General features: G+C 52.5%; 18 protein-coding genes and 1 pseudogene. 18 read left to right on the plus strand and 1 reads right to left on the minus strand.

The annotated features are described in order from the left end of the window. Nucleotides 1–197: 197 nt before the first annotated feature. The 9 genes and pseudogenes from I6L54_RS24520 to I6L54_RS23780 form a co-directional block, all read left to right on the plus strand. Nucleotides 198–3,365 (plus strand): annotated as a pseudogene (locus I6L54_RS24520) (DUF5710 domain-containing protein); the annotation flags it as partial. Between the two features lie 1,337 nt (nt 3,366–4,702). Further along, a complete protein-coding gene (locus tag I6L54_RS23745; protein WP_040231192.1) occupies nt 4,703–5,053 on the plus strand; it encodes a hypothetical protein in 351 nt (116 codons plus the stop codon). A 5-nt stretch (nt 5,054–5,058) separates the two neighbouring features. After that, a complete protein-coding gene (locus I6L54_RS23750; RefSeq protein WP_040231195.1) occupies nt 5,059–5,760 on the plus strand; it encodes a DotI/IcmL/TraM family protein in 702 nt (233 codons plus the stop codon). Between the two features lie 10 nt (nt 5,761–5,770). Next, a complete protein-coding gene (locus I6L54_RS23755) occupies nt 5,771–6,754 on the plus strand; it encodes a DotH/IcmK family type IV secretion protein (protein WP_040231197.1) in 984 nt (327 codons plus the stop codon). Further along, the gene (gene traO, locus I6L54_RS23760; protein ID WP_040231198.1) at nt 6,754–8,070 is read left to right on the plus strand and encodes a conjugal transfer protein TraO; all 1,317 of its coding nucleotides are present in this window, start codon (nt 6,754–6,756) and stop codon (nt 8,068–8,070) included. The genes I6L54_RS23755 and traO overlap by 1 nt, the downstream gene beginning before the upstream one ends. Further along, nucleotides 8,051–8,824: a conjugal transfer protein TraP gene (gene traP, locus I6L54_RS23765; RefSeq protein WP_153754036.1), complete on the plus strand. Its 774-nt coding sequence runs from the start codon at nt 8,051–8,053 to the stop codon at nt 8,822–8,824. Before traO ends, traP begins: the two co-directional genes overlap by 20 nt. Next, on the plus strand, nt 8,824–9,348 hold the full coding sequence (gene traQ, locus I6L54_RS23770; RefSeq protein WP_040231200.1) for a conjugal transfer protein TraQ: 525 nt from the start codon (nt 8,824–8,826) through the stop codon (nt 9,346–9,348). Before traP ends, traQ begins: the two co-directional genes overlap by 1 nt. A gap of 33 nt (nt 9,349–9,381) precedes the next feature. Next, the gene (locus I6L54_RS23775) at nt 9,382–9,786 is read left to right on the plus strand and encodes a DUF6750 family protein (protein ID WP_040231201.1); all 405 of its coding nucleotides are present in this window, start codon (nt 9,382–9,384) and stop codon (nt 9,784–9,786) included. A 183-nt stretch (nt 9,787–9,969) separates the two neighbouring features. Beyond that, complete coding sequence (locus I6L54_RS23780) at nt 9,970–10,650, plus strand: conjugal transfer protein TraT (protein ID WP_245163431.1); 681 nt, start codon at nt 9,970–9,972, stop codon at nt 10,648–10,650. A 298-nt stretch (nt 10,651–10,948) separates the two neighbouring features. Here the strand turns inward: I6L54_RS23780 and I6L54_RS23785 are convergent, their stop codons facing one another. Next, nucleotides 10,949–12,181, minus strand: a complete 1,233-nt coding sequence (locus I6L54_RS23785) for a hypothetical protein (RefSeq protein WP_052463737.1) — start codon at nt 12,179–12,181, stop codon at nt 10,949–10,951. 79 nt (nt 12,182–12,260) lie between these two features. On the opposite strand from I6L54_RS23785, the gene I6L54_RS23790 reads away from it, so the two are divergent. The 9 genes from I6L54_RS23790 to trbC all read left to right on the plus strand — a co-directional run bounded on the left by I6L54_RS23790 (nt 12,261) and on the right by trbC (nt 25,611). Continuing rightward, entirely contained in the window at nt 12,261–15,314 is a 3,054-nt protein-coding gene (locus I6L54_RS23790) for a putative type IV secretion/conjugal transfer ATPase (protein ID WP_040231206.1), read from the plus strand. Further along, nucleotides 15,314–15,883, plus strand: a complete 570-nt coding sequence (locus tag I6L54_RS23795) for a hypothetical protein (RefSeq protein ID WP_052463738.1) — start codon at nt 15,314–15,316, stop codon at nt 15,881–15,883. The genes I6L54_RS23790 and I6L54_RS23795 overlap by 1 nt, the downstream gene beginning before the upstream one ends. A gap of 12 nt (nt 15,884–15,895) precedes the next feature. Then, complete coding sequence (traW, locus tag I6L54_RS23800) at nt 15,896–17,098, plus strand: conjugal transfer protein TraW (protein WP_040231208.1); 1,203 nt, start codon at nt 15,896–15,898, stop codon at nt 17,096–17,098. Then, nucleotides 17,095–17,637, plus strand: coding sequence for a conjugal transfer protein TraX (gene traX / locus I6L54_RS23805; RefSeq protein WP_072041438.1), 543 nt, complete (start codon nt 17,095–17,097; stop codon nt 17,635–17,637). The genes traW and traX overlap by 4 nt, the downstream gene beginning before the upstream one ends. 57 nt (nt 17,638–17,694) lie before the next feature. Then, a complete protein-coding gene (locus I6L54_RS23810) occupies nt 17,695–19,854 on the plus strand; it encodes a DotA/TraY family protein (protein WP_040231209.1) in 2,160 nt (719 codons plus the stop codon). Between the two features lie 61 nt (nt 19,855–19,915). Further along, nucleotides 19,916–20,548, plus strand: a complete 633-nt coding sequence (excA, locus tag I6L54_RS23815) for a plasmid IncI1-type surface exclusion protein ExcA (RefSeq protein WP_052463740.1) — start codon at nt 19,916–19,918, stop codon at nt 20,546–20,548. A 310-nt stretch (nt 20,549–20,858) separates the two neighbouring features. Next, nucleotides 20,859–22,067 (plus strand): secretion/conjugation apparatus DotM-related subunit, encoded by a 1,209-nt coding sequence (locus I6L54_RS23820; RefSeq protein WP_040231210.1) that lies wholly within the window; start codon nt 20,859–20,861, stop codon nt 22,065–22,067. 52 nt (nt 22,068–22,119) lie between these two features. Continuing rightward, the gene (locus I6L54_RS23825) at nt 22,120–23,307 is read left to right on the plus strand and encodes a thioredoxin domain-containing protein (RefSeq protein WP_052463741.1); all 1,188 of its coding nucleotides are present in this window, start codon (nt 22,120–22,122) and stop codon (nt 23,305–23,307) included. Nucleotides 23,308–23,310: 3 nt separating this feature from the next. Continuing rightward, on the plus strand, nt 23,311–25,611 hold the full coding sequence (gene trbC / locus I6L54_RS23830) for an F-type conjugative transfer protein TrbC (RefSeq protein ID WP_040231212.1): 2,301 nt from the start codon (nt 23,311–23,313) through the stop codon (nt 25,609–25,611). The last annotated feature ends 64 nt before the right edge of the window (nt 25,612–25,675 follow it).

Here is a 25,675-nt window from a genome sequence, read left to right on the forward strand (position 1 = left end):
AAATATGAAGTTGAACCATCATAAGTCAATATCAGAAATATCAGCAGCAACTGCATCTGAGACGAATGCTTGCGTTTTCTGTCACTGCTTCTGCCCACCGGATATGCCTTTCCGGATTATCTCTGCGACTGAATGAACCCCTTACCGTAACGCATCTTCCCGCGTTATCCCATTCGCCTCCGCCCTGGAGCAAGGTCATGAAAAAGAATCACCGCGTATGGCTTGCCGTGCCTCATGAAGAGAAGGATGAAGCCATCAATGCCCACCCACGTTTCAGCAATGGTCAGAAAGCCCTTGAATGGGACAATGAACACCGGCTCTGGTATGCCCAACCAGGTGCCGAGCTGAGCAGGTTCGAACGATGGATGCCCCGGCCACACGAACTGTCGATGAATGCAGATGATCCGGTAACAGAGTTTGCACAAAAACTCGAAGAAGCAGGGCTGATTGTTAAAGGGGTGCCCGTGATGGATGGCAGCCTTCAGCGTGTACCGACAAAACAGGACAAAAAGGGTTCCAAAAGCGGAGCTTACAAAGCATACCTGGATGGGCGCCCTGCCGGATGGTACCGCGATTATCGCAGCGCCGACGCAAAACCAACGCAGTGGGTGTTTTCAGGTGGTGGCGAGATGGACCCGCTTGCGCGCCTTCATCTCCGGGCTCACGCCCAGCAAACCCGTGAAGACAATGCGCGTGCTCTTGAGCAGCAGTATAAACGTCAGGCGGAATATGCCGCCCGATACGTTGACCGGTACCCACAGGCTACATCAAACGCCTACCTGACCCGCAAGGGAGTAGAGGCCGCTCCGGGTATAAGAATCAACGATAAGCAAGAGCTTGTTATCCCCTTCAGCAACGCGCATGGCGACATTCGCTCTTACCAGCGTATTCCTCTTACCGGTGGGAAAGACGCCCGGATTCTTAAAGACAGTGAAAAAACAGGCAACTGGTTCGCACTGGGTATCCCCGTAAATGGCCAGCCCCTGCTGTTCGCCGAAGGCTACGCCACCGCTGCGTCCCTGCATGAAGCAACCGGCCTGCCAGTGCTGATGACCATTGATGCCGGCAATATGATCGCCGTCGGTCAGAATGCCCGTGCCGTCTGGCCTGATAGCCAGTTTATCTTCTGCGCGGATAACGACCATCATTTAATAAATTCGCAGACAGGAGAGCCAGAAAATAAGGGCATTCTCAGCGCCACCAGGGCTGCCGAACTAACAAACGGTGACGCTATCGCCCCGGCATTTACGCCTGCTGAGCTTGAGCAAAACCTTACTGACTTCAACGATATGATCCTCAGCAGAGGAAAAGACCTCGGCAGGCATCTCATCAATGTTCAGCTTCACGCTATGGGAATAGAAACCCCATTCAACACAAACTCACAAACCCGTAACGCCTTTGTGGAAGGCGATCTTGTTTTCACCCCTGTTCAGGAAACTGCTATGGATAATCAGGAATCTCCGGATATCGCACATATATCCGATAATGACATCGTCCGTGAACATACCGTAAGTGAGTTGGCCGAGGCCACTGCAGCAGAAAAACCAGCGTCGGAAGCGCCAGTGCTGCCTCCGGAAAACCAGACATCACAGAAAAACGGGCGTGAAACTATAACGTTGTTTCATGGTTCACCTGCCACCTTCAGTGCTATTGATTCTGAAAAAATAGGATTAGGTCAAAATCTGGTGGGGAGAGGTTTTTATACTGACACGTCTGTTTTAGGCGTTCAGTATGTGATGGAGGAAATAAATCATAAGGACTATCACGTATATGAATTAGAGATCCCTTCTGAATCTGTTGTTTTAGATCGTTGGGACAATTCCACATTAACAGATGAACTGCGCGAACGAATCAGAGAGGCAGGAAAATCGGAGCATCAGCAACTCAATGAAAACGAAAATATTTCTCGCTCAGAGATTGGAAATAAACTCGCTGACAGCAAGGCGATAGATGACACCTTTCTTAACTTCGCCAGCAGCCCTCAGGGGATGAGCATTCTGAAAGAGGCAGGCGTTGATGCAATAAAAGATAATAGCTATGTGGCTATAGTCAACACAGATTTAATTGATAACATTCGTTTACGTTCTGCGGGGGGCAATATAAAAGCAGAAATGACTCAATATATTGAAAAGGCGTTAGCGAATGTTGCTCAGGACTCGTCAAAATTGTCAGACATTCTGCAAGCAGAACCCGCTCTTTCAATACATTATGAAGCCATCCGTTCTGAACTAATAAATCTGACAATAGCTCAAAACCGGCCCGATGAAGCTGAAAGGTTGACGACTCTACTTACACATACATTCGTTGAAACTATTGATAGTCCCCCTGATAGAAAAACAAATATTACCCCCTTAAACCGACTATATGCGGAGGCAATAAGAAGCCTTGACCTGAATCATGATGATAGCGCTGCGCCACTGGGCCGCATTATTGATAGTGCTGTTGTAAACATAAACCCTGACCAGAAATTCGTTGCAGAACCCAATAAACCAGAGCCGGCAACTCCTGCCAACGAACAGAATCCCGCGCCGACTGAGCCGGAACAACCTCAACCTGCAGATGTACACGATGAGCCATCCCCCATGCCCCCAATAGAAGCTGACGTTTTAATTCCTGATACGCAGAACAACCCTGATGGGACGCTCGGGACATCTCCCGATGATTCCAGTCAGAGTAGCCAGAGCGTCGTCGAAGCAGGGTCGCATACACCGTTACCTGACCTGGATGATTATGCAGACATACGCGCGCAAATGGACGACCCACAGTTTGGTGAATGGATGCACAGTCAGTCTGATGACTTACCCCCTATGCCTGCTGAGGAACAACTTACAGCCCATGAACGGCAGGAAACGGATAAACAAGCTGTAAAACCTGAGGCGGCGTTACATGATAAAAACGCGGAGCCCCCGGCACCGGTCTCGTCTGAATTGCCAATCCCTCCACAGTCCCCTGGAGTACCATCAACCGGGAAAAAACAGGAACAAACTCAGACAGCCGATGCAGAGGCAGACATTCCAGAGCCGAAACCGAACTGGGCGAAAACGGCAGAGAATGAGGTGAATGAAGCGGATGGACTTGTCTATGGGCCTCGTAGACCGGAACCGCTGCAACGTGAAGATCTGGATAAAATCATCAAAGCCCTGTCAACGGAAGAGCAGCGCGACAACACGGTGCTCTACCGCCTCGACGGGGAAGATGCCTTTCGCGATCTCGGCAACCGCCTCGAAATGTGTAACGGTGCAAGTCAGGACAAACGAAGGGTACTCGCCGCGCTGGCGGTTGCATCACGTTTTTACGGCGGCGTGGTGGAGCTAACCGGCAGTACGGAGTTTAAAGAGCAGGCTATGCGTCTTATTATCGAAAATGACCTCGATATCCGCATGAAGTTGCCTGCGCAGCGCGCGCAACTTGAGGCACTTCGGCAACAGATGGGGACGACCAGTGATTCAATCACAACGCATATACCTACGCCGGATCTGAATCGGCAGACACCATCACCTGATGCCGCACCGCCACTGTCATCGGCAACAGCCGCACCTGAAGCTGTATCCTCTAATGCGCCTGGCACACCAACACCCCCTGCATCACCAAACCCGGTATCACAGGCACAAGAACCCGGCACGCCTCAGCCTGCGTTTTCAACCTCTACTGAGGCTGTCGCGTCAAAGGCTGCCGACAGTATCCGGGTCCCAGAAATGCCCGCTGAGCCAGCGCCCTCCACACTGAAACCAGGGCAGAGCATCACGGCGGTATTGAAAAACTTTGGCGAGGCGACCTACGAAAATAAAGAGCAAAAGGGTGGCAGCTTCTTTATCGAGCTACAGAACCGTGGAGGGAGTCATACCTACTGGGGGCAGGATTTAAGAGAACTTATAGAAAACCACAAAACCGGTGATGTGGTTACACTGACGCTTAACTCCCGTGACAGCTGGCATGTACCAGGAGAGGAAAATGGACGCGTAAAAAATAACTGGTCATTGACGTCCGCTTCGACTGGCCTTGCCGTGGCGCACGATCGGCCAGAGCAGGGGCAACCCCTGCAAGTTTTTCCGGTCGATACATTTGGCCGTCTCACTCAGCAAATCCGTCAGGCCTGGCCCGAGTACACCACAGACCTGAAGCTGCCACCTCGCCTGGAAGAACGTCAGTTTTATCTGGGTGAAGACAGGCACCCGGTGAAGTCACCGGTAGCTGCAGCAAGCATTTTGCCACCATCCACAGACGCCCCGGACAGGTTGATACCCGTTATGGCCTCTATGGACACGCAGTCAAACCAGTTAGACCTGCTGCTTGTACAGTCAGCGGGGGAACATCTGCAGGGTATGGTGCGACTGGATGGCACACTGTATCCGGCACTGGCCACACCAACCACCGACAATAGTCAGTTGGTTATCAATGCAATCACCGACGACGGTCCCCGCTTTGCGGGTTACGGACAGGCGGTGAATTTCGAACCCGACGGCACTACCCGTGCCGCTCCTCAGTTGATGACGTTCCACCTGAAAGGTCGGGAAGAGGACACACCGCTTCCCGCCCGACTCTACACACCGGAAAAACAGGCAGACACCCTGTTCCAGCGTCTTGGTTTTGAACAGACCTGGAAACAATGGGATGACGCACGAAAGCCGGAGGGCAGACAGGAAAAAACGCTTCATCAGGAACACTCCCACAGCCCCGGCCGCTAAGCCGATAAGGAGAGAGAATGCGATATCAAATGCTTAAAGCCGGACTCTTGTCCGGCTTCATGCTTTTATCTACCGCCGCTACGGCGGCGACCTGCCGAGCAGGAAGTGCCGCTGAAGCGGGTAGTCAGGCTGGTTATGAGCGGGCCAGGGCAGCCGCAACAGCCTGGGAACAGCGCGAAAGCAATGTCTCATCCTCCCTGCAGTCCTGTCTGTCCCGTATCAAGAGCGTCAAAGTGAGCCTGCCGCAATTCCCCGGGCTCGATGAAATCATTTCTCAACTGGAAAATAAGGTCTGCGAAGCTGCCCTTGATAAGGTCAACGAACAGATTCCAGACAACATCGATCCCTGGAAAAACTTCAACTCCTGAAACCTATGACAAAACTGACTCAACCGGCCCCCCCTGCAAAGGGGCGGGCCTCCTCCGCTACGGAGGATCCGCTGAACGACGCCGTAAAAATGATGATCACGGCAGAAAAGCGCCAAAAAATGGCACCAGAGCTGATGAAGAGTAATCTCCGACTGGGGACTGGCCTACTTATCAGCATAATACTCAACGCCGGTTTAACCTGGGCTCTGATACAACAGCCACGGGATTACTTTGCCACCGACAGCGGACGCCTGGTTCGACTGGCTCCCACATCCGAACCGGCATGGAGCCAGGACGATGCAATCGCCTTTGGCAGCAAGGCTCTGATGCGGGCCTTTAACCTGGACTTCGTTCACTATCGTGAGCAGGTATCTTCCACGGCCTCGCTGTTCTCTGAAGAAGGGCACGCCAGTTACATCCAGGCGCTCACTAACTCCAATATCTATGATGCCCTTAAGCGTGAACGTATGAACCTTACCGGCTCCGTTGGGGCTGGTGTCGTCATCCGCCGTGGACGCCTGTCTGACGGAACCTGGTTCTGGACTATGCAATATCCGGTACGTCTGCGTCTGGTTGGTCAGACAACCAGCAAGCCCGAACAGCCGTTTGTTTTCGAAATCACCATCCAGCGCGTAGATCCACGACAGAAACCTGTCGGGATGGAAATCCGCCAGATGATCTCACGCAACGCCCCCCGCAACCTCTGAGGCTCCCGCCATGAAACTTCGTTATCTCATGACCACCCTACTGCTGTGTGGTCCGGCTCTCGCAGCCGCTGCTGACAATACTGGCTGGCAGAACGCCAGGACACCTGGCGCAACAAGTGCAGCTCCAGCCCAGCAAGGTGCTGAACCACATACAACGGACGTACCCGCAACCCGGATTAGTGGGGAGTTACCGGCACCAGGACAAAGCTCACCGCTGGTAGACGAAGCGGCAAGCATGGACTCGCCTCTGTCAGCGGATGAGATACGCGAACTGCGTCTGCGACTGACAGACAACGAGCGGTCGGTAAATGCCCCAATGATAAGCGTGGTTCCGCGCATCAGTTCGTTAACCCTTAATCTTTCACCAGGAGCCAGTATCCCGTTGGTACGTACGGCCATGAACAACCAGAGCGTCGTTACCCTGACAGACATCAGTGGTGCGCCGTGGCCACAGTCGGATCCGCCGATTAATGCCAGTCCGAAGAGTTTTGACGTGAAATTCAATGCTGGCACCAACATGCTGGCGATAACCCCGCTGCGTCCGTGGGCGGCAGGGAACATTTCCGTGTATCTGAAGGGACTCGATGTTCCGATCATGATTAACGTGACAAGTGGTGAGACTGACACCCGCACAGCCAGCCAGGAGATCGACAGCCGGCTGGATTTACGTGTCCCGCGCCTGGGGCCTGGCACCGCACTCCCCGGCGTGACCGTCGATAAAATCGCACTCCACAGTGCCACTTTGCAGGCCTTTCTGGATGGCACACCACCGAAAGATTCCCGCCGCCTGAAATTCCAGGGCAACGTTCCAGACACCATCATCTGGCAAAGCGGTGATGATCTGATGGTTCGTTCCCGGGCAATGCTTCGCGATGAGTTTGAACAGACACTTTCTTCAGCGGACGGCACACATCTCTGGAAACTCCCCCTCACCCCGTTACTGACCTTCTCAGTGAACGGGAAATCCGTTAACGTCACGCCGGAGCTTCAGTAATGAGCGCAGAACAGGATGCCGGAAATAACGGCAAAAAACTTATTTCAATACTCGGATTTGGAGCCCTGGCTTTACTGACTGCCGGTTACTGGTTAGTGTCATGGCTGACACATGACCCTTCAGGAAAGGATTCTGCCGTTAACCTTAACGGCACGGCCTCCAGTGCCGTAACCACTACAACGGAAAGCCCGCGATACCGTGAGCTGCTGAAAGCCTCAAACGACTTAGGTGCGCAAGAAGCCGCACGGACTGATTCATCTTTTATCGCCAGCCTCCCGGTAGGCCTTGAAGTCACGGAACCCCCGCCTGATAAGCCGCCGGTAACAAAGCCAGCATCACAAGATCCACCATCTCCACAGTCGGGAAAATCGTCACGGCGCACGGAAAACACGGCCGGAGAGGAGCAGGCCACGGAGAAACGCCAGGCTCAGCTGCAGAAACTGCTCACGCGGATCAGTGCCGCGCAGGCGGGCGGTGATGCACCGGTTCTTGCCACTGCACTGGCAAGCGTTACGCGGACTTCACCAGCGTCTGGTGCTGGCCGCCAGGCAGAATCCACAGCTAAAACAGAAAGCGCACAGGTCTTCATCCCTGCACTCACTCGTGCGTCCGGTTATATGGAGACTGCCGTGGATTCGGATAACCCCAACTCAGAGGTGGTTGCGGTCATACCTGCCGGGCCGCTGGCTGGTGCCAGACTTCATAGCCCTTCAGTAAAACTTGCCGGAAATGGACTCGATATCAAATTCACCAGTATGAGCTGGAACGGTATGGAACTGAACGTAAAAGCAAGCGCACAGAGCGAGAAAAACCTGATGTCTTCGGTGGCCTCCGATGTCAACCATCGATGGGGGACACACATCGTTCTGCCAGCTGTATTAGGTGGTCTTGGCGACCTGGGGGGACTGTACAAAGATGCTAACACGCAGGTCATGCAGTCCAGCGTCGGAACCGTCACCGGACGCGTGGGGAAACCTGACGGCAGCACAGTAGCTGGCGTAATGGTCGGTGGCACAGCCCAGACAGGTGCGGAAGTCATCAAACAGGAGATGGCCCGCGAGCCGTTCCGCCAGGTCACAGTGAAGCAGAAAGAGGTTATCTCCATTCTCTTCGTTGAATCAGTAACTTCAGACGACGTTATCAGTAATAAGAAAGTCGCACTCCCCGCTACCAGTACATCAGTACTAACACCCGTTGCAGCAGAGCAGCAAACAGAATCCCGCCTGCAGGAAGCCATCGTGCGCCGCCAGGCTGAAATCCGTCGTCAATATGGCGATACCGTACCCGTGAGGAACAATGATGAATCAGCAAATTGACATATCTGAAGAAGACACGCTGGAAAACGAGGATGATTTTGGTGCGCCAGATCCCCGTCAGAAACTGCCTTTCTGGAAGCGGGAGCTGCTGTTTGGCTATTCTCTGCCGTGGCTTCTCGGGATAACGCTTCTGGCAGTGGTCAGTCTCTGGTATCTGTTCGGTCCGTCACTGTCATTTACAAGTAACACACCGTCTGAAAGCAGCTTCAGTGAGGTTGAAAGTACGCTCGACGGTGCACCGCACAGTTCGGTTGAGACTATTCAGCCCACGAGGCCCCCGATCCCCGTCGCGCAGCCAGCGACACAAACTGCACCTCCGATGCTCCAGGGCGATACGACGAGCATGATGACGGATATTCGTGACGAGCTGAACGACCGCGATCGAAAGATAAATGACTCTCTGACGTCACTGAAAGACAGCGTCACCCGTCTGTCTGATGCTATCAAGAGGGATGAGGCATACGCGGTAGAAACGCGTGCCCAGCTTACTGACCTGATACAAAAGCTGGCAGTGCTGGAAGCCCGGGCAAGCGCCTCTGATACCTCAAAACCCGCTTCCAGGCTCCAAAAACGGCAGGTAGCCAGTGCTATTTCAGGCATGAAAATCATGTCACTGGAGTCGGGAATGGCCTGGATCAAATGGCAGGGCAGTACCTGGTCCGTCCGGGAGGGGGATACGCTGGGTAAAGTCACTATTCGTCAGATAGATCCCGCCACACGCTCAGTGGTGACAACAGGAGGAACCCTGCGCTAATGGCACTGGATGCCATTACGCTAATAGAGAACCTGGCTTCGGGCATCTTCACCGCTGGACTGGATTTACTGTTCAGTTGGTCTGAGATGATTGGTTTTTTTGGCCTCATCGCCCTACTGGTCCGGCAACGTTCCAGTCGTGGCCCCTTATCTCCGGGCAGGTTCGCTATTGGCCTTTTTTCCTGCGCCGCACTGGTATCCCTTCCCTCCATAATTAATGCCAGTGGTGCGCAGCTTGGTTTTGGCGCCACATCTTTTGATGCGATCGCTTATGTGCAGCCCGCCACCTACGGTGTTGCTGCAGGGGCCGCTAACGCCGTGCTTTCCCTGGTTCGGCTCGCAGGAGTGGGATTTGTCTATGCGGCACTCGATATGTTTCGACGTTCAGAACTTGAGGGGCATACCGCGCTCAGTTCAAGCGAAAGTATTCGTGCCGCGACCGTAAAGCTGATGGCCGGAACCGCGATGGTCTTTTCACCTCAGCTCATCGATGCCGCACTCTCCACCTTCGGACTCGCTTTTTAACACCATTCGTTTTTTATAACCCAAGGAGACACCATGTCACTTTTCCGTGCTATTTCCGCGCGTATTTATGCCGTTGTTATTTTCTGTCAGCTGACCATGATGCAGTGCCGTGAGCGAATGATTCAGGGGCTATGTGCCCTGGTTACGTTCCTGTTACCCGGCATGGCCTTCGCTGAAGGCGATATTGCCGACATGATGCGCAGCGCCGCTGACGGTGCTAAAAGCGGTAAAACTTCCGGGCTGGAAATTGCCCAGGCGATCGGCGTTTTCATCTTCATCGGTTCCCTACTGGCCTTCAAAAAAATTGGTACCAACCCGCAGGTAACACTCGGCCGCTGCTGTGCAGGTCTGGCTATTGGCGGTCTGCTGGCCGTTGTCCCTGAAATCATGAGTCGTACCCAGAAACAGCTCGGTACCAGCTCCGTCACCATCAGCTAATCACAGGAAAGGGTCGGTAAACACCGACCCTTTCAGGAGAAAACGATGAGTAATAAGAGAAAGACACCTGACCTTCGGTGGCTACATCCGCTTCCAGTGCCTGATGTTGTCCATACCACAGCCCCCCAACTTCCTGCCCCCGTGAGCGTTTCAGGGGGACGCTGTTATTGCTGCGGTGCTGATATGAAACATCTGTTTATGTTACCGGAATCCCTGCCCTTAACCCGGCTGGCGGAAGACGCGCAGGATGCAGAGGCCCGGCTACTCAGAGCGAAAGATACGCTGGCTCAGCTGGCGTCCCGCCCCACGCCGCAGGTACCGGCTGAATACGAAAAACATACTCGGGCACTGAAAGCCGCACAAACCGGGATGCAGCACGCATCACTTGCCGCCCGCCGCCTTGCCCTGCGCCACATTCCGACCGCGCTTCTGACCGATACCGGTTTACTGTCTGATACTGAATATGCTGAGTTCGAACGGCTCACGCTGCCGTTTAATCTCTGTTTTATCTGCCACGCCTGGCATGCCCTCAACGGATTTGCTGCTGCTCAGGGTGTAATGGTCTGGTTACCGGACCTGCATCCACGTAATGTCGTCGCCCTGAACCGAAAAGCTCTGCTGGCCGTCTTCAGCAACAGGCCTTACGAGATCCGGGAGGGGCGACGGGTGCTGTCGGAACTGACCCGGCATCGATTGCCACTGGAAGAACGCTTCGGTGGGTGGCGCCCTGCTGATTATGCGGATGCGTTGAAACGCTTCCCGCCCGTCATGCGCGATGAAATGCGACAGAAAATGAACGGCGTGGCGTTGATCCTGATGCCGGACTCTGTCACCGACCGGGAATACCTTCTGGAGAACAACTGAGTGAACTCACTTTTTTCCATGTGCCGGCATATTGTCTGGTACCACCGCCTGCTGGCGGTAGTTCTCGTCCTGTATTTCCTGACCTGCGGGTACGTCAGTTTTGGCGATTTTCACCACGTCCGGCTAGGGGACATCGCCGGCATCAATTATCAGGCCAGATTTGAGGCAAACACCTTTCTCTTCAAAGTGCTGGAGTTTTCATTTCTGTGTCTGCCCGTCCTGTGTCTGTGCCTGGCGTACTGTGATGAGGGAAAAATCCCCTCACTGAACATCTACATAAAACGATACCTTCTGTGCATCATTCCTGCTCTGCTGACGGCAGCCCTGATTTTTTACTGGCGCCGGGATCCGTATATTGTTTCAGGTGAAGGGCGCTCAACAACGGTATTTGCACTGATATTCTGGTTAAGTACCCTGCTATTTCGGGCCACGACAAGAACACGATAATACAGGCAAAAATAAACACACAGACGGCTCCGACATCGTCAAGAAATCCCTGAATCATTGCGATAGTCGCCTTTGGTTCAATATTGTTTTTGAACCAAAGGATGATTTTATATTTGAATGACTGATTAGCCTTAAACGTCAGGCAGGTATCATTACAAAAATCATCATCAATCTGTCCGATATATCTGCCAGCCAGGTCGGGATCCCCTTTCTGGGTGTAATATCGGGTCAGCATCAGACGCTTTGATGACGATGATATATCGGTCACCAGTAACGATTTCAGACTTGTCGCATCCTCGTCCAGCAAGGGCTGGCGAAAATGAAAGTAAATATCCTGTACCAGAGGGTTTTCAGGCCATGCAGAAAACATATCAGAGGCAAGTTGCCGCCCTTCCTTCTCTGGGAGTTTCCCTACAGTCAGGATCGGATACAATTTTTCTGCAAATGCCACATTCTGCGGTTGATAGAAAAATCCAGGTAATGCTTTTCTATAAAAAGCTCCGTTCAGATCAGCATCCGTACCTGTATTTTCATTTCCTGTCGTTTCCTGAAAATGAATATTGCCATATTCGTCTGTATACGAAATAAAAGCATGTCCGGGAGAGTAAACAATCCTGACCTGAAATCCTGCACGATTCATGACATCCATCAGAAGATAACTGTTCAGATCGCAATCGGAATAACGGTTGGCCCATGCGTCTGCCACTGAAGAGGACGATTTGTAATAAAACTGTTGTCCCAGGATGTTGTTAGCACACGAAATAAAATCATCCGCTGTGCTCTTATCGCACCTGTCTTCCACTGCTTTAAAGAAATAGAGCGTATTCCCCCTGGCAAGGGTTGCCATTTTATCCGTCACAAATCCCATGTTCTCGTCATAACTGATCAGTCGATGTGACAGCAATCCAGGATCGGACAATCCCCCGACTGACGGTAACGCCTTCACCACTGATTCATGTCGTGACTTCTCTCTGACGGGGGAAAAAATCTGCTCTTCAGCAGCCAGCAAAACAAGAACCACGATTACAAATGCAGCCAGAAACAGGGATTCCCGGCCTGAAAGTAATCTGCGTTTTGTTTCCATACCACCTCTTTATTCATGAATTTCCAAAGAAACCTCCGTCTGGCAGAAATTCTACCTTTTCTATGGAGTCACTTCTCTTATGAATATCAACCGCCTTGTCTTCGCCATTGAAGACGTTATGAACACCTTTTCCCGTTTCGCCGTCTCTGCTGACTTTGTCGACTACTGCGACATTCGTACAGTGATCGGACTGGACAAGCATGACCTGGAGCTCAGACCCTGGCTGGAAGCACCTTATATTGGTGTCACCCATCATGGCTATTACCTGTCTGTATTCGAAATTTCCGGGGCATTGCGTGAACTGTCAGAAACAGCTTCAGCCGACCATCCGGATGCGTTTGAAGGAATGATCGCTCACCTCACTTCCACACTCAGTACGACCTGGAAAAATACCGGCCATAAGTTGGCCTTCATTTTTGAACGTGATCCGGAAAAGGGGCGTGACGAAGTCAGCGCCATGATCGCCCCACAAAAGCGTTCCATTCAGCACATCGGCATCCAGTTGGATGACCTGCTCAATGAAAAGGTAAACGTAATCTCACCGTGGCTTGTCCGTGAGCGATGCTGGCTTGCCGTCTGGAGCTCACCGACACTGGTGAGCCATCAGGAAAGAACAGATTTCAACGCCACCGTTCGGGCTATCCAGGATAAAGCGCCGGTCGCGCGTTTTGGCCAGGAACCCTGGCGCTGGCAAATGTCTGGTCTGAAGATCAGGCATGACAGCTTTATCTCTACTCTTGAAAAAGCACTCGTACGCGGCGGAGACGGCCTGCTTGTCCGCCTGCTCGACGTGCCTGAGTTCTGTAACGAAATCAGACGTGAAACAGCACGTAACAGCACATCGGCAGCATGGCGCCCTGCACTACCGGGGAAGGCCGCACCCTCAGGTACGCTTCAGGATGATGACGCCACGGCTCTGCTTGCTCCCTTCCTGAATCTTCAGGTCTTTGGTTGTACACCAAAAACTGAAGGTAATCTGGTGTATGCAGAGGGGCTGTGGCACGGCATGGTAGCCATAACTCTGCCTCCTCAGCACCCCAGCCCCTTCAATGAACTGGTTAAACTGGTTCCACGTGCCGTTCCCTGGCGTATTCGGATCGACATCATGCCGGGTGGGATGAAGGCGCTGGGCTGGAAAAAGAATATTTCATCATTTGGACAATTTATTCCCTCCATTCGTCCGCTTTACGACGCTTTTACGCAGTTGGCTGAAACGGATGAACGAGACCCAGTTTGCGTGATGACCATTGTAGCTTCCACCTGGGGGCGTACCCGTGAAGTATGCACCCGTAATCAGATGCTGCTTGAATCAGCTATGCAGGGGTGGGGGGTTTGTAACACAACCACAACCTTCGGTGATCCACGCCGGGGATGGGTCAACAGCATGTTGGCAGCGTCAGCAGGCTCAGGCCCCGTCCCGCTTTATCCGCCACTCTCCCATGCGCTTTCTATGCTGCCTTTCAACCGACCAGGTTCCGTCTGGCGCGGGGAAGGTAATTTGATGCTGCACACTGAAGACGGCTGCGCCTGGGAAGTTGGGCTGGGTTCTTCACGACAGAACAAGCACACCGAACTTGCCCCGGGTGACTCAGGCCTTGGTAAGTCGGTACTGATTAATACCCTGACGGAAATACAGGTATCTTCCGCCCAGGTTTCACTTCCCTATGTGGCGCATATCGATAAAGGATTCAGCGCTATGGGGTTCATCCAACTGATTCGTGACAGTCTGCCGGAGGAGCGAAAGGACGAAGCCGTTGGTATTATTCTTAGCAACGACCCGTCTAAGTCGCGCAATGTTTTCGACATCCTGTACGGTGCCCATAAGCCAGTAACGCCGGAGAAGCAATTTATCGCGTCCATGCTGATGGCCTTCTGTATTGAACCAGATAAAGGGACACCTCCGAACCCGACCGATACCCGGCAGATAGTGAACCGCCTGATTGATCTGGCGTACGACATGCGCAGCGGTATTGAACCAAACATGTTCCGGTCAAACGTAGAGCCAGAAGTGGACGAGGCGCTGGAGTCATGCGGGTTGAGAGATGAGCACGATCAGGAATGGTGGACTGCGACTCCATGGTATGAAGTACGTGATCTCCTCCATGAGCGTGGGCAGTTGTCCGCGGCTCAACGGGCGCACTATCAGGCTGTACCAGAACTCGCTGATATGCCAGCGTTGCTACGCAGTGAGGCAATTCAGGAGAGTTTTGGCAGAGTACAGCGTGACGGTTCACAGGAGCCACTACTGGAGTACATTGAGCGTTGTATGATTCAGGCACGACAGGACTATCCGATGATGGCCAGTCGGACTCGCTTCGCGCTGAACCCGAACACACGCATTATTGCCGTAGACTTAAACAACGTCGCTGGCGATAAGACCCCGGCAGGCAGACTGAAAACCGGCATCATGTTCCTCTTTGCTGGCCACATAACAGCTGGTGATTTTACGCTTCCTCAGTATCAGGAAGAGATATTGAAAACGGTGCCGGAAGCCTATCTCCCTGGCATTATACGGCGCATCAACCAGCTCGACAGCGAAATGAAAACCAAAATCTACGACGAGCTGCACAACGTCAAGGGCATTGATTTCATCTTCGAGGCGCTGGACACGCAGGACAGGGAACAGCGTAAGTTTGGCATCCGCACAGTGTTAAGTACCCAGTTCCTTACCGATTACCCGAAAAGCCTGCTCGACTCTGCCAACACCCTCTGGCTGCTGCGCTTCCGCCAGGAAGACATTCCTCTTTTACGAGACAGTTTTAAGATCCCCGAACACAATCTCCATGCTTTCCTGCGTATGCCAGCCGGTCCTGCTGCAGACGGTAGTGGAGTACCGATGCTGTGTATGATGCGCACGACCCAGGGCACGCTGGCGCGGATTGTCCGGTTTACGCTCGGACCGCTGGAGCTGTGGTCGCTTAACTCAGACAAAAAAGACGGTGCGCTACGCAAAAATCTCTCCGCGACGATCGGCACTGCCCGTGCCCGTCAGTTGCTGGCAGATAAGTTCCCACGAGGGTCTGCAAAAAAACTCATTGAGTACAGAGAGCGTAACAGTGGCGTCCGTGGCGATAAGGGTGTCATCGAACTGATGGCGGACGAAATGATTAACGAACTGGGGTATGACCTGTGATGTGTTCCATCCACCTGACGCCACGCTGCCGTCGCCCGGCAAAGGGACAGGTCAGACTTTCACGCCTGATGATCGATGTTGACGGCGTGGAGTTTGTTCTACCATCTCGTCACTTTCGTACAGACAGTGCAGTGAACTCCCGGGCTGTGTACGCAACCGATCGTCGGGCTCCACAAGAAGCCTGTGGGGTTCTTCTTGCGCTCAAAGCTCGTCCTCGTCAGTTAGTAACTACGGCCATCTGGCAGGTAAAAGAGCCAGGCGAACAAGTGCGAGATTCGCGTCATGTGGTCCAGTGGCTGTTACCTGAGGATATAAGGACGGTGTTAAGTGATGACACCTGGTTATGGCCGGAGGGGAATGATACTCCACAACTCAGCCCAGGAGACTGGCCGGTACTGGATATCACCCCTTCAACTCACGCACGGATCGCGCGTCGTGGGTTGACAATCATAGACACCCGCAGCCGGGAAGGACGTATCAGCAGACGCTTTCAGACCTTCCCTCTGGTAGCCCTCGCCCCCGACTCACAGTCAACTCGCCTTCCCAACGTGTTTACCCCGCTCAACTAAATGGAGAATTTCATGATACAACGTCATCTCCCCGCGCTGGCGCTGGCCATCGCATCCAGCCTGCCCACGGTTGCCAGTGCTTTTACGGTCAACGTGAACTCCAGCGTGCCTATCACCACTCAGGTTCTGCCTGAGATGGCCACCATCCAGGCAACGCTGGCCGAAATACTGCAGATGCAGCAGGCCACCGGTACAGCCATCACACAGAATGCGGACAAGCTCGGTGCGCTGATTAATCAGGATGGGCAGGCCACCCGTCAGCAAATGATTTTCAATAATGAAACCCAGCGTCTGGAAGAGGCCCGACAGAGTTTTTCGGTACCGGATTCGATCTGCAGTGATTCCGCCTCCGGCATTGCGGCACAAAGTAAACGTGCGTCAGGCAGTACCGCATCAAAACTCTCCTCCGGCAAAGGCGTTTCCAGCTCAGCGGTGCGTAAGAGGATTTCCACTGCATCAGAAGAGCAGGCCCGGGATGCTTATGACGGTGCGAACGTGCATGCTGCATACTGCACAGCAGCAGAATATGAGCGTTTTGGCGGGACGGGGATATGCCCTGCCGTCAGCAAGATGCCCGGTGGTGATAGCCAGGTACGTTCGATCTATGGTGGAGCAGGTCCTGAGGGGACGGCACCGGCACTGTCCTGGACACAGGAACAAACTGACGCCGCAATGGCCTACATGAAAAACACAGCGCGCCCTTCGGCCGGTCGCACACCGGGCAAAGGTGAAGTCAACACAGTAACCGGACGGACGTATGTAGGATTGCTCAACGAGTACAACGGTATCATCGATGCCGCCTCTGAACCTCAGCTCTCGCTGATTGCCGACAGTAAGACCAGTGAAACCACCCGTGATGCCCTGAAAGAAGCACTGCAGTCCCCTTCCGCAGCGCAGTATTTTGATGATGTGGCTTCACCCGAGGCGAAAGCGAAGGGCTACATGAGCCAGCGAGAATTTGAATCCTTTGAGGCCGGACGTCGATATGCCAATACAGCCTATCTCTCTGACCTGCAGCAAATGAACGGAGATAACCTTATGCGCGAACTCATCCGAACCACGGCGCAGATGAACTGGCAACTTAATGACATTAAAGAGTTGATGCGCAAAGGGAACGTTATCGACGGCCAGTTGCTCGCTGCCTTTGCCCGTCAGTCCTATGCCCCACGACTAAAACAACTCGAATCAGCCATGAACCAGGGAGCGGCCAAATGACATCTGAAAAAATAGTCTCACGAAAAAAAAGCCTCACCGGGCGTATCACCATCGGATTGCTTAGCATCTTTCTACCAGTGCAGGAAACGAAGTGGTTTCTACGATCAGCTCGACACATGACATCACGCAATCTGGAGCGAATGCGTGATGCCTTTCCTGAGCTTAACACCGACGACAAACTGCCTGCAGCTCCTGACTGGGAAAAAGCCATTGAGGAATCCGGCTTTACTCCCGAACAACTGGATAAGGGGTATGTTAGCCAGCGCCGGCGCTGGCGATTTCTGTTCTGGCTTATGGTTATACCCGTTCCGCTTGCGCCACTGACAACATTCATTATCGGTGGGAGTATCACAGCGCACCAGATCAGCACCTGTGTGGTGCTGTTTTCCGGCGCTGGCGTGGCGTGGTCAAAAGCGCTAATCGTAACCTATCGACTGTGGCAGTTACGCAACCGGCGTGTAAGTCTTGCCGAAGGAGGCACCTTTCAGCACTTCATGACGGAAACACATGCCGTACGAGATGCCATTCTCAGAAAATAACGACCCTCCTCTGCTCCATATCGCCATCCAGGCATTCATGTTTTATCCGGAGTTACCGTGAAAAATCTCATTCGTGCGCTTTGCGCAGGGCTGCTTATACCTGTTACGCCGGCACGCGCCGGTGTAACTTACGATGACATAGTCTCTGCTGCGACTAATGCACAGGACCTCTCCCGGCAGGCACTGGTCACTATCTTCGGCGACGTGGTACTGGACCCTCTCGCCGCCGGTAATACCACGATGATCGGGAATCTGTTTGCGCTGTTTAACGGAATTATTGCCGTCCTTGCCGTCGTCTGGTTTGTGATTATTGGCCTGAAGCACATCAACAAAACGGGGCATCAGGGCAAGGTATTCAGTGGTGATCGCGATATCACCAGTACACTGAGCACCGTCTCAGGATTTTTGATGATTATCCCGACAGCCAATGGCTGGAGCATGTCTCAGCTCATCATCCTCTGGGGGGCATCGATTATGGGCGTGGGCTCTGCCAACCTGATGGTGTCCAAAGCTGCAAATGATATTGCCAGCGGCTACTCCCTGACGGTACAGCCCACTCAGGCCTCGACCCGCACATCTGCACGCGGTATTTTTGAGATGCAGCTGTGCAAATACGCCATCAATACGGCACTGGACGATTACAGCAGCACTGCCAATTCCACCACAGCAAAAATGACGGAGATATTCGGTTCGTCTGGAGGAAATTATACCTACCGGGTCACTAACGGCAGTGGAGTGTGTGGCACAGCGACAATCCCGGAACAACAGAAATCGGGCTCCTCGTCTGGCTCCGGGAGCTTCTTTAACCCCTTCAGTAATAGCGACACACGTGAAGTCGTGGACGCACAAAACAAAGCGATGGAAGCAATGATTCAGGATATGGATAGCGCTGCCAGCGAGTTTGTTACCGGATTTATGAATAAACGAACGACCGGCAGCGGCACACTCCCGGATATCGAATCCCGCATTCAGCGGGCTGCCAGCAACTATGAACAAACGGTCCAGCGCGCGCTGCCGGCACAGAATGAGCAGAATGGCATTCAGGATGCAGTCAGGAATTACCTCGACACATACGGCTGGGCGGCTCTCGGTGCCTGGTACCAGACTTTCGCCACGGCCAACCAGCGCCTGACTGAAGTTGCCAGTCGCGCACCAGCGACCAGTGGGATGTCCTCTTTAGGGGAAATTGGTAGCGGTGATCTTTTCAGCGCGTTAATGAGTACCTATCGAACTCAGTTGCAGAACTCCAGCTATGCTCCCCCTGCAGGTACAACAACATCGAAAAATGAGTTAAGCGCATCAGAGGGTAATGACCCCAATAGCATACTCATGAACTCCATTACCCCATTTTTCGTAAGCTTAACAAGCAATATTGCAACAAATTATAGTGGGACTGGTACTACAACAGGACAAGTAAACCCTTTAGTTAAGATGAAAAACGTTGGGGATTATACTCTTGTTGCAGCTGAGGGGACTTTGACAGCTTACACCATCCTACGTGCTGCGGTTGCAGGGGGGGAATCATCGCTTCTTGGAAAAGTTGTCGATATGACAGGGGTAATTAGTGCTGTAGATAAAGGGCTTGATGCCATTTCCCCAGCTGTTTACTTCTTGTTATTACTTATGTTTAGCGCTGGATTTACACTTTCAATTTACTTGCCATTTATTCCGTTTATCTACTGGATGACTGGTATTGGTAACTGGATAGTAAGTGTTTTGGTAGGTTGTGCAGCTGGACCTCTGTGGGGGGCCACACATCTGGGTACGTCTCAGGATAGAGGTAGTCGTGCAGCATATGGTTACATCTACTTTATCGATACCATGATTCGTCCCTCACTCATGGTTTTTGGATTTTTCTTTGCTTCCGTTGCTATTGTTGCGACCGGAACTATCCTTCATGCACTCTTTGGCGCCGCGCTGGTCAATGTTCAAGCCAACTCGTTGACAGGGTTATTCAGCATGGCCGGTTTTTTAATGATTTATGCTCGAATTTGCACGACACTTGTATCTAGTATATTTGCATTGCAGGCCTATTTACCTGACTACGTCATTTCCTTCCTTGGTGGTCGGGATGCTGCCAATACCCTTGGAAGTATGGCAGGTTCAGTGAAAGATATGTTTGTAGCCGGTGGGCGAAATATACGCCATACACCTGGAGTTAATACTAAGGGAATGAATGGTCCTGGTGAAAATAATAATGATGGAATAAAAAGCTAATGAGTGGACATCTATACAGTATCGCTATAATATAGATAACAAAACATAAGGAGGGTTGACTATGAAAGATAGATTCCCTAAGTGGTGGGTTTTATACTCTGTAGCAAAATCATTATTTTTGAAGTTTGGCATTATCTCATTCGTGCTGATCTTCTTGCTTTGCTCACTTTCTATATCAATGGATGAGTTTGTTCGTGCAGAGGCGTATCTATACGCATTAACGAGTTGCTTTCTGTTAGTCACTCCGTTTGCTATCAATTATGCTATAGCCAATAATCGCAAAAAAAAGATCCTTGCTGTTATTGAGAAAATCAAGGAAACAGGGCACTTTAACCCAGCAAGCAGTTCAGAAGTCTGGCTCTTCTGGCAGAGTACCTACCTGGGTTTCGACTTCCAGCAGGGAACGTTTTTGTTCATCCGAATCTATCCAGGTAACGTCATGGATGTCATTGGTTTCGATGCTTACAGCCTTACCAGTACACAGGTTGAAGATTCAAAGTTGCGCCTGTTCACAAAGTTCACATCGTTACCGATGATTCCTATTGATACCGGCGCTGCATCCAATATTGCTAACCATTTGCACGCAATGAACAATAAAGGGTACAGCTATAACTTTAACTTCAACGATGTCGTGAATAAAAAACGTGCCGAGATCGAAGCTCTGACAGGACTACCAGTTCCCGTTCTTGCCTGAAACACATCAACCACCCTCCAATAAATAGCCGGTTTAATTACCGGCTATTTTTATTTGCGTAGATCATTGCCCTGAAAATTCACCATAAAACAGACAATGATAATAAAACAACAATCTAGCTCCTTATTGATTACCACTCAAATAAAGGAGATCCATATCAGATCCACAATAATTTAATATTTAACCAATCAATATATTTTCACCTTCCGTTGTCACCAGTAAACACGCCTGCAGACTTTAGATAAGCCCAGGCGTTGTTGCCCTCTTTTATTCAGTTAGTCTTCATCGTTTTTATTTAGGGAGTTTATCCATGACATCCGCTCGCGCGGGAATGACAGACCCGCTTGAATTTCTCGGCGCCCTCGCCATCCTGGGTATTATGATTCTGCTTGTCGCATGGCTGTATCTGCCCGAGTTTGTGTACTGGTCATGTTTTATTTTGCATATCCTGTGGGGTATGGCGGACTTTGGCCCCTTCCACACCTGGGCCGCGCCGCGCTATAACCTGCTGGCCGTCACCGCCAACAATGCCGAATACGTCACGTACGATCAGTGGATCAATGTGATGAAGCAGACGACGGGGATCTTGATGATATTCCTCATTCCCCTGTCCACCGCATCCCTGTGGAGCTGGTTACACCATCCAGCCCGCAACTGGCAAACACGACGGGTACTCAACATAAGTACATTGCCGTTCGCCATGGAATCTATTTCTCCTGCAATTGCCCCCATCCTTAATGAGGGAGATGCCAGTCGCCTCTTACTGGATAAACGTCGTCCGGAAAGACGTCCGGCACAAACCCCGGAGGGTTTTGCAGAAGAACATCAACTCATCAGTAACATGCAGCTCGATGTTGCCCGCTGCCGCGCGGTTTTCATGGCACAGCTGGGACGCCCTCTGAATGGATGGAAAAGCCTCGCGCCGCACGAAAAAACTCTGTTCGCAATCTTCGGCCTTCAGTTTTTCCTGGACGATCGCCCGGCAGCAAAAGTGCTGATGGATGACCTGAACCGTTCCTGCCGTCTCAAAAGTCGCCGTGATAAGGGTAAATTTTCAGTACCAGTCTATGCGCTGGCCCGAACAGCCTTTAAGCGTGTCATCCAGAGTGAAGGCGCGAAACAGTGGCTGCATGAACACCATTACGTCAGAAGTGGCATGGTCTGGCTGTACGCACATGATTTACGGCTGACACCGCCTAACTGGTTATGGCTCAAGGGAGTGGACCGCCCCCTCTTCTATGCCCTGCACCGGGCAAACACCACCAAAGGATTTATTGAAGGAGCGGGGATCGTCGCCGTCGCCCGCACCGAGAGCGAGGCTATCCGGCTTGGCCTGCCCTGCCCGCAGGCCTGCGTCGATGAAGCCATTGAAGGGCTGCGCATCGATATGCTGTCCCTGGGGCTAATCTGGGACGAACCTCAGCCAGACCGCGACCGCAGGCGTCGCATCCGGACCAACTGGTCACTGACGGAAGATGTCATCACTCGCCCGGGAGGCGACGACGATCTCCTCTTCTGAAAATCCGCACATTTCTGATACTGATTAACTTACTGTCTACCGGAGTCTCCTTATGTCGCAGGAAAGCACCTACACCACCTTTCGTTGTAACGACACCATTGTGGTTTTACATCAACACGAACACCGCGTTCCTCAGGCCCTGCTCACCTTCCATGAACCACAGCGTATGGCCATTCACGATAAAAAACTGATTGCTTTTTACGCATATTCAAACGAAGTCGTGACGCTTCTTGATGACCCGATGCACGATGCTGCAGAAGTCTTCAACACCATCGCGCGGCAACTCAAAACGCAGAGTAAGGCCGTGATGAAACGCCGTATTACCGCCCTTGCCCTGCTTGTCGGCGGCGCGCTGATCGCTTCCTCGTTATGGCTCATGGGAACAAACAACCATTCTTCACTCAATGTTAGTAGCACAAACCTGACAGTACCTGCAGAGCCAGCTCCTGTTCAGCCACTACAGCCTTCTGCTGTTCAGGGACGACCTAAAATGACAGTTCTCCCGGCGACAGGCAATACAGTCAGCCACGCTGCACAGGCTGAATCAGTCAACATGCAGAATATTATGAAGGAAAGTCATAACGCCTTACCGGCCTCGCCTTCTGAAGCCCTGCAGACGGCAGCGACACCGGTAACACCACCCACGCCGGTAAAAACAGAAGCAACGGAGCAGTCAGCCCGACAGAAAATGGTAGGTATACTGAAGCGCAGTGCCGATCGGGGTCTGTTCACCATCCCACTATCTACCGGGCATGAACGTACGCTGTATGCCTTCCTCGATCCAACCTGTGCGGTTTGCAAAAGCATGGAACCGGCAATCGAACAGCTGGCACAGCATTACAATGTGGTCATTTTCCCTGTATCGGTAGTCAATGACGGTGGCGATGCCGTAGATAAAATCGTTCCGGTATTGTGCGGGAAAGACCAGACTACCCGCGCTGTGGCATGGAGCGATCTTTTCCGTCCGGATGCAGGTATGCCGGTTCCGGGACAGGCAACATCTTCACAGGTGAGCGCAGACTGTTCCGTGTCGGCTCAGGCCGTAGTGGCCGTAAACGATACGGGTTTCCGCACGTTCGGATTTTCAGGTACGCCGACCGTGCTGACTGACACGGGCATTCGTCTGGCAACAGGCATGCTGGCCGCGCCGGATAAAATTGCTCACTTCCTGCAAATTACCGATCCAATGTCACCAGAACAGGCCGACCGTTTTGTGAATTCCCTCGGCATCCAGGAGTAACCCATGAATAATACGCCCGTAAATCAGGCGCTCATGACACGCAGTGCCTGGAACTCGCCCGTTCTTGAGCTTATGCGCGACCACCTGCTGTATGCCGGCATTATGGCAGGAAGTGTGGTGGCGGGATTTATCTGGCCACTCGCCATACCGCTGTTGCTTTTACTGGCCATTGTGGCCAGCATCAGCTTCGGCACCCACCGCTGGCGTATGCCGATGCGAATGCCTGTCCACCTTAATAAAACAGACCCGTCAGAAGACAGGAAGGCCCGGCGCAGTCTGTTCAGCGTATTTCCCTCACTGTTTCAGTACGAAACAACGCAGGAAAGCAAAGGTAAGGGGATATTCTACATTGGCTATAAGCGCATGAACGATATCGGGCGCGAGCTGTGGCTCACCCTTGATGATCTGACCCGCCATGTGATGTTCTTTGCCTCGACCGGTGGCGGGAAAACCGAAACCATCTATGCGTGGATGCTCAATTCATTTTGCTGGGGACGGGGCTTCACCTTTGTTGACGGCAAGGCGCAGAACGACACGGCGCGCACCTGCTACTATCTGGCTCGCCGCTTTGGGCGTGAGGATGATGTGGAGTACATCAACTTCATGAACAGCGGCATGTCCCGCAGCGAGATGATCCAGAACGGCGATAAAAGCCGGCCCCAGTCTCACCAGTGGAACCCCTTCTGTTATAGCACTGAGGCCTTTGTTGCAGAGACAATGCAATCAATGCTGCCGACCAACGTGCAGGGGGGAGAATGGCAGTCCAGAGCGATTGCAATGAACAAGGCGCTGGTCTTTGGCACAAAGTTTTACTGTGTCCGTGAAAACAAAACCATGTCACTGCAGCTGTTGCGCGAGTTTATGCCGCTGGAAAAACTGGCCGGGCTTTACTGCCGTGCCGTGGATGATCAGTGGCCAGAAGAAGCGGTTTCTCCACTCTATAATTATCTGGTAGACGTACCGGGTTTCGACATGGCCACCGTGCGCCAGCCTTCAGCCTGGACAGAAGAGCCGCGCAAGCAGCACAGCTACCTGACGGGGCAGTTTCTGGAAACCTTCAACACCTTCACCGAAACGTTCGGCAATATCTTCGCGGAGGATGCCGGCGACATCGATATTCGCGACAGTATTCACAGCGACCGCATACTCCTGGTGTTGATCCCGGCCATGAATACGTCTCAGCACACAACCTCCGCACTGGGGAGAATGTTTGTGACCCAGCAGAGCATGATCCTGGCCCGTGACCTTGGACACAGGCTGGAAGGGCTGGACTCCGACGCGCTTGAAATCACCAAATACAAAGGCAAATTCCCCTACATGAATTATCTCGATGAGGTGGGCGCCTACTACACTGAGCGAATAGCCGTGCAGGCTACACAGGTACGCTCTCTGGATTTCGCACTCGTAATGATGAGTCAGGATCAGGAGCGCATTGAAAACCAGACGTCAGCGGCCAACGTCGCCACCCTGATGCAGAACGCCGGCACCAAAGTCGCCGGAAAAATCGTGAGTGATGATAAGACGGCAAGAACAATCAGTAATGCTGCAGGACAGGAAGCCCGGGCGAACATGGTCAGCCTGCAGCGACAGGACGGCCTCATTGGCACCTCCTGGATCGATGGCGACCACATCAATATCCAGATGGAGAACAAAATCAATGTGCAGGATCTGATTAAGCTGCAGCCAGGTGAGAACTACACGGTGTTTCAGGGCGATCCGGTTCCCGGAGCATCTTTCTACATCGAGCCTCAGGACAAAACCTGCAATGCGCCCGTCATTATCAACCGGTATATCACGATTAACCCACCGACCCTAAAACACCTGCGCAGACTTGTCCCGCGTACCGCACAGCGCCGTCTTCCGGCACCGGAGAACGTCAGCAGAATCATAGGTGTTCTGACAGAAAAGCCGTCACGCCGGCGTAAAGCGGCCAGAACTGAACCCTGGAAGATAATCGATACCTTTCAGCAGCGTCTGGCCAATCGCCAGGAAGCGCACAACCTGATGACAGAATATGACATGGACCACCGCGGGCGGGAAGAAAATCTCTGGGCAGAAGCGCTGGAGATAATCAGCACAACCACGATGGCGGAACGTACAATCCGCTACATCACGCTCAATAAACCTGAGTCGGAATCGGCGGAAGTAAACGCAGAAGACATTCAGCTGGCACCGGATGCAATATTGAGAAACCTGACACTCCCACAACCCGCCAGTGTTCCTCCGGCCCGGCATCGAAACGAGCCATTAATCCCCCCTAAACAGACAGATTCACCACAGCCAGATATGGAATGGCCAGAGTGACAGATCAAAAATTTGTCGGCTTTCAGGAACTGCTGCCGATAATCAAAATGATATAGCATGAAAG

Origin of the sequence: Citrobacter pasteurii, from assembly GCF_019047765.1 — a bacterium.
GTDB classification, from domain to species: Bacteria; Pseudomonadota; Gammaproteobacteria; order Enterobacterales; family Enterobacteriaceae; genus Citrobacter; species Citrobacter pasteurii.

Coding starts and splice junctions, on each gene's coding strand:
- I6L54_RS23745 (WP_040231192.1), top strand. CDS start 4,703: ATGCGATATCAAATGCTTAAAGCCGGACTCTTGTCCGGCTTCATGCTT.
- I6L54_RS23750 (WP_040231195.1), top strand. CDS start 5,059: ATGACAAAACTGACTCAACCGGCCCCCCCTGCAAAGGGGCGGGCCTCC.
- I6L54_RS23755 (WP_040231197.1), top strand. CDS start 5,771: ATGAAACTTCGTTATCTCATGACCACCCTACTGCTGTGTGGTCCGGCT.
- traO (WP_040231198.1), top strand. CDS start 6,754: ATGAGCGCAGAACAGGATGCCGGAAATAACGGCAAAAAACTTATTTCA.
- traP (WP_153754036.1), top strand. CDS start 8,051: ATGATGAATCAGCAAATTGACATATCTGAAGAAGACACGCTGGAAAAC.
- traQ (WP_040231200.1), top strand. CDS start 8,824: ATGGCACTGGATGCCATTACGCTAATAGAGAACCTGGCTTCGGGCATC.
- I6L54_RS23775 (WP_040231201.1), top strand. CDS start 9,382: ATGTCACTTTTCCGTGCTATTTCCGCGCGTATTTATGCCGTTGTTATT.
- I6L54_RS23780 (WP_245163431.1), top strand. CDS start 9,970: ATGAAACATCTGTTTATGTTACCGGAATCCCTGCCCTTAACCCGGCTG.
- I6L54_RS23785 (WP_052463737.1), bottom strand. CDS start 12,181: ATGGAAACAAAACGCAGATTACTTTCAGGCCGGGAATCCCTGTTTCTG.
- I6L54_RS23790 (WP_040231206.1), top strand. CDS start 12,261: ATGAATATCAACCGCCTTGTCTTCGCCATTGAAGACGTTATGAACACC.
- I6L54_RS23795 (WP_052463738.1), top strand. CDS start 15,314: ATGTGTTCCATCCACCTGACGCCACGCTGCCGTCGCCCGGCAAAGGGA.
- traW (WP_040231208.1), top strand. CDS start 15,896: ATGATACAACGTCATCTCCCCGCGCTGGCGCTGGCCATCGCATCCAGC.
- traX (WP_072041438.1), top strand. CDS start 17,095: ATGACATCTGAAAAAATAGTCTCACGAAAAAAAAGCCTCACCGGGCGT.
- excA (WP_052463740.1), top strand. CDS start 19,916: ATGAAAGATAGATTCCCTAAGTGGTGGGTTTTATACTCTGTAGCAAAA.
- I6L54_RS23820 (WP_040231210.1), top strand. CDS start 20,859: ATGACATCCGCTCGCGCGGGAATGACAGACCCGCTTGAATTTCTCGGC.
- I6L54_RS23825 (WP_052463741.1), top strand. CDS start 22,120: ATGTCGCAGGAAAGCACCTACACCACCTTTCGTTGTAACGACACCATT.
- trbC (WP_040231212.1), top strand. CDS start 23,311: ATGAATAATACGCCCGTAAATCAGGCGCTCATGACACGCAGTGCCTGG.